Here is a 3693-nt window from a genome sequence, read left to right as displayed (position 1 = left end):
GCGTGCCCGCGCAGCCTGCGGCGCGGTCTGCGCCTGCGGTTCGGCTGCGGCCGGCTGGGCCTCAGCGACGCGCGGCTCTGCTCGTCGCGGAGCAGCGGCCGGCTGGACGGCGCCGGTCTCGACGAGCGGAGCCGCCGACGCGATCGTGGCGGCCGCTTCGGCGGCCAGGAGCTTCGCGAGGCTGTCGGCCGCCCACGTGGAAGCGGTGTCGGCGGCGGGCTCGGCCGCGACGGCGGGAGCGGCGGGCTCGAGAAGCTCGAACGGCTCGGCGGCGACGAGGACTGTGTCCAGCAGCGGCGCCGGCTCTTCGCGCGTCGGCAGCTCGGCCTCGAAGGCGGCGGCGGGGCGTTCCGGTGCGGCAGGAGTCTCGGGTGCGATCGGCGGCACGGCGACGACGGGCTGCTCGCCGGTCTGGGCGCGCCGGGTGCGGCGGCTCACGTGCTCGACCGGGGCCACCGGCGGAACAGCCGATGCTCCGGCACGAGCGCGGACGCGAGGCGCGACCGATTCGATGACCGGGCTCGATGCCACGGGGAGGTCCACCGACGACGGCGCGGGAGCTGCAGGTGCGACTGCGGCCGGAGGCAGGACGGGCGTCGCCGCGGGAGGAGTGTCGATCCCCGGCAGCATCGGTCGCGGGGCGGGGATGTCGGACGCCGGCGTCACCGAAGCGGGCGCCTGGGACTTGGTGGCGGCCGGAGTGGCGGCATCCGCTCGCTTGGCCTCGACAGGACGACCCCACACGACCGCGGGACGCTCGGGAGCGCCCCCGGCCGCCTGCCGCCTGACTGTGGCGCGACCCGTCCCCGGGGTCTCCGGCGTCGCCTGTACAGGCGTCGGCGAGGTACGGCTGGATCGGCGCGTGGGCGCAGGCTCAGCCATAGGGGAGTCGAAAGGCAAAGCGGAGTCGGGCTCTCGTGTCGTGCCGCGAGGGGGGGTGCACGCAGCAGGGCTGTCGGTCGGGCTATGACCACCTTCGCCGTTCGGGCAGCGAAGGTAACGATCGGGTAAACACTACCCCGAGCGTGCTGGGAATGCCATGTAAGACTCGGATTTCACGACGCGCGCTTCGTGAAAATTAGATGAGACGGCTGTCTCATACCAATCCCGCCGCCTCGGCGAGGCGGTCGAAGATCGCCGGCGTCGCGGCGACCACGAGCGGTCCGCGCGGACCGCCGTCGGGTTCGGCACGGCCGAACCGGCCGCCCGCTTCGGTCACCAGCAGGGCGCCGGCGGCGAGGTCCCACGGCGAGAGGCCGCGCTCGAAGTATCCGTCCAGGCGACCCGCGGCGACGTACGACAGGTCGAGCGAGGCGGCACCGGCGCGGCGGAGGTCGCGTGCCAGGCCCGGCATCACCCGGCCGATCAGATCGAGGTCGCCTGGGCGGGTCGCGGGATCGTATCCGAACCCCGTTGCGAGAAGCGCGCCAGCCGGTCCGACCTCGGGGTTGACGGCGATCCGGTGCACGCCCAGCCACGCGCCCTCGCCGCGCACCGCGTGGAAGACCTCTCCGCTGACAGGGGCGAACACCACGCCCGCCAGCGCTTCCCACGCGTTGGGGGTCGGCTCGCCACGGACGGCGGCGATGCTGACCGCGTAGGTCGGGATGCCGTACGCATAGTTGACGGTGCCGTCGATGGGGTCGACGACCCAAGTCACGTCACTGGCCCCGCGCTCGGCTCCGGTCTCCTCGCCGAGGAAGCCGTCGTCGGGCCGCGCGGCCTTCAGGCGCGCGCGGATGAGCGCCTCGACCTCGCGATCGGCCTCGGTGACGATGTCAGCGAGGGCCGACTTCGTCGCGGCGATCGCCACACCCGCGTCACGACGCAGCCGGGCCAGCTCACCGGCTTCGCGGGCGATGTCGATGGCAAGGGATCCGAGGTCCTGCTCGAGGCTCATGCCTCCACGGTATCCGGCGGCGCTCGCAGCGCCGGCGAACGAGGGGCGACGCTCGCGTGACGATGAACCGCCTCGATAGCGTGTGCGCATGCCCACCCGCTCCCCCGTCCACGACGTCGCCATCGTCGGCGGCGGCCACAACGCCCTCGTCGCCGCCGCGTACCTCGCCCGCGCCGGGCGCACGGTTGTCGTGCTCGAGCGGCTCGACCATGTCGGCGGCGCCGCGGTGTCGGAGGAACCGTGGCCGGGCGTCGCCGCACGGCTGTCGCGCTACTCCTACCTTGTGAGCCTGCTGCCGCAGCGCATCATCGACGACCTGGGGCTCGGCATCCGTCTGCTCCGCCGTCGCTACTCGTCGTACACGCCGGACCCGCAGGACCCTGCGCGCGGCATCCTCATCGACACGGCGGATGCCGCGGCCACCGCCGACGCCTTCGCCCGCGTGACCGGCGACACCGGTGAGGCGGCGCGCTTCGCGGCCTTGTCCGCGCGGATGGGACCGGTCGCACGGTTGATCTTCCCGTCGATGACCGAGCCGTTGCGCCGAGCCGGTGAGATGCGCGCGGCACTCGACGACGACCGGCTCTGGGAGGAGCTGTTCGAGCGGCCGCTGGGTGGACTGCTGCGTTCCTCCCTCGACACCGACATCGCCCGCGGCATCGCGCTCACCGACGGCCTCATCGGCACGTTCGCGTCGGCCGACGACGAAAGCCTGCGGCAGAACCGCTGCTTCCTGTATCACGTCATCGGCGGTGGGACCGGCGACTGGGACGTGCCGGTCGGCGGCATGGGTCGCGTGACATCCGAGCTGTCGCGCGCGGCGACCGAGGCGGGTGCCGACCTGCGCACCGGTGCGGAGGTCGTGGCCGTGACGCCCGGCGGCGAGATCACCCTCGCAGACGACCGCACGGTGCACGCCCGACTGGTGCTGAGCGGCGTCGGCCCTGCCGTGCTCGCCCGGCTGCTCGCCGCGGGCGGAGCCCGCCCGGCGGGGGTCGGCGCTGCACCGCCGGAAGGCGCGCAGCTCAAGGTCAACATGCTGCTGCGGCGCCTTCCCCGCCTCCGCGACGAGCGGGTGGCTCCCGAGGCCGCGTTCGCCGGGACCTTCCACGTCAACGAGACGATGTCGCAGCTCGACCGGGCGCATGCGACGGGCCTGGCCGGCGGCATCCCCGAGCCGCTGCCGGCCGAGATCTACTGCCACTCGCTGACCGACCCGTCGATCCTCGGCCCGGAACTGCGCGCCGCGGGCGCGCACACGCTGACGCTCTTCGGCCTGCAGGTGCCGCATCGGCTGCTCGAAGGCCGGGATCCGGATGCCGCGCGCATGGCGCTCCTCGAGGCGGCTCAGCGCTCGCTCGACACGGTACTCGCCGAGCCCATCGCCGACTGCGTGTACGAGGCGCCGGACGGCTCGGCGTGCGTGGAGGCGCGGACGACGGCCGATCTGGAGCAGTCACTGGGCATGGTCGGCGGCGACATCTTCCACGGCGCGCTGTCGTGGCCGTGGGCCGACGACGAAGACACGCTCGTCACGCCTGCCGAGCGCTGGGGCGTCGCCACGGAGCACCCGAACGTGCTGGTGTGCGGTTCGGGCGCCCGAAGGGGCGGCGCCGTCAGCGGACTCGGCGGGCACAACGCGGCGATGGCCGCACTCGAGCTGCTCGCCGGCTGAAGATCGCTTCCGCGCGATGTCGGCGCGTCCCGCGGTCAGGCGCGCGGCGTCCCGCGGTCAGGCGCGCGGCGGCAGCGGCGGGGGCGGCGGGTACCCCTCGTATCCGGGAGCCGTGGTG

General features: G+C 73.9%; 2 protein-coding genes and 1 pseudogene. 1 reads left to right on the top strand and 2 read right to left on the bottom strand.

The genetic code is table 11. The features are described from left to right. Together ACI3KX_RS21900 and ACI3KX_RS21895 are read right to left on the bottom strand one after the other, a co-directional pair. A pseudogene (locus ACI3KX_RS21900) lies at nt 1-744 on the bottom strand (hypothetical protein); the annotation flags it as partial. Between the two features lie 352 nt (nt 745-1096). Continuing rightward, nucleotides 1097-1900 carry an inositol monophosphatase family protein gene (locus tag ACI3KX_RS21895; RefSeq protein ID WP_363354180.1) on the bottom strand — a complete coding sequence of 268 codons (804 nt, stop codon included), beginning with the start codon at nt 1898-1900 and terminating at the stop codon, nt 1097-1099. 88 nt (nt 1901-1988) lie between these two features. On the opposite strand from ACI3KX_RS21895, the gene ACI3KX_RS21890 reads away from it, so the two are divergent. Next, a complete protein-coding gene (locus ACI3KX_RS21890) occupies nt 1989-3575 on the top strand; it encodes a phytoene desaturase family protein (protein WP_404911070.1) in 1587 nt (528 codons plus the stop codon). Nucleotides 3576-3693 lie beyond the last annotated feature (118 nt).

This window comes from Microbacterium sp. ZW CA_36 (assembly GCF_044987475.1).
GTDB lineage: Bacteria > Actinomycetota > Actinomycetes > Actinomycetales > Microbacteriaceae > Microbacterium.
The sequence above is the reverse complement of the archived record's forward strand: the minus strand, read 5'-3'. Positions and strand labels throughout refer to the sequence as shown.

Excerpts from the sequence above, each read along its gene's own strand:
- ACI3KX_RS21895 (WP_363354180.1), bottom strand. The coding sequence starts at position 1,900 with ATGAGCCTCGAGCAGGACCTCGGATCCCTTGCCATCGACATCGCCCGC.
- ACI3KX_RS21890 (WP_404911070.1), top strand. The coding sequence starts at position 1,989 with ATGCCCACCCGCTCCCCCGTCCACGACGTCGCCATCGTCGGCGGCGGC.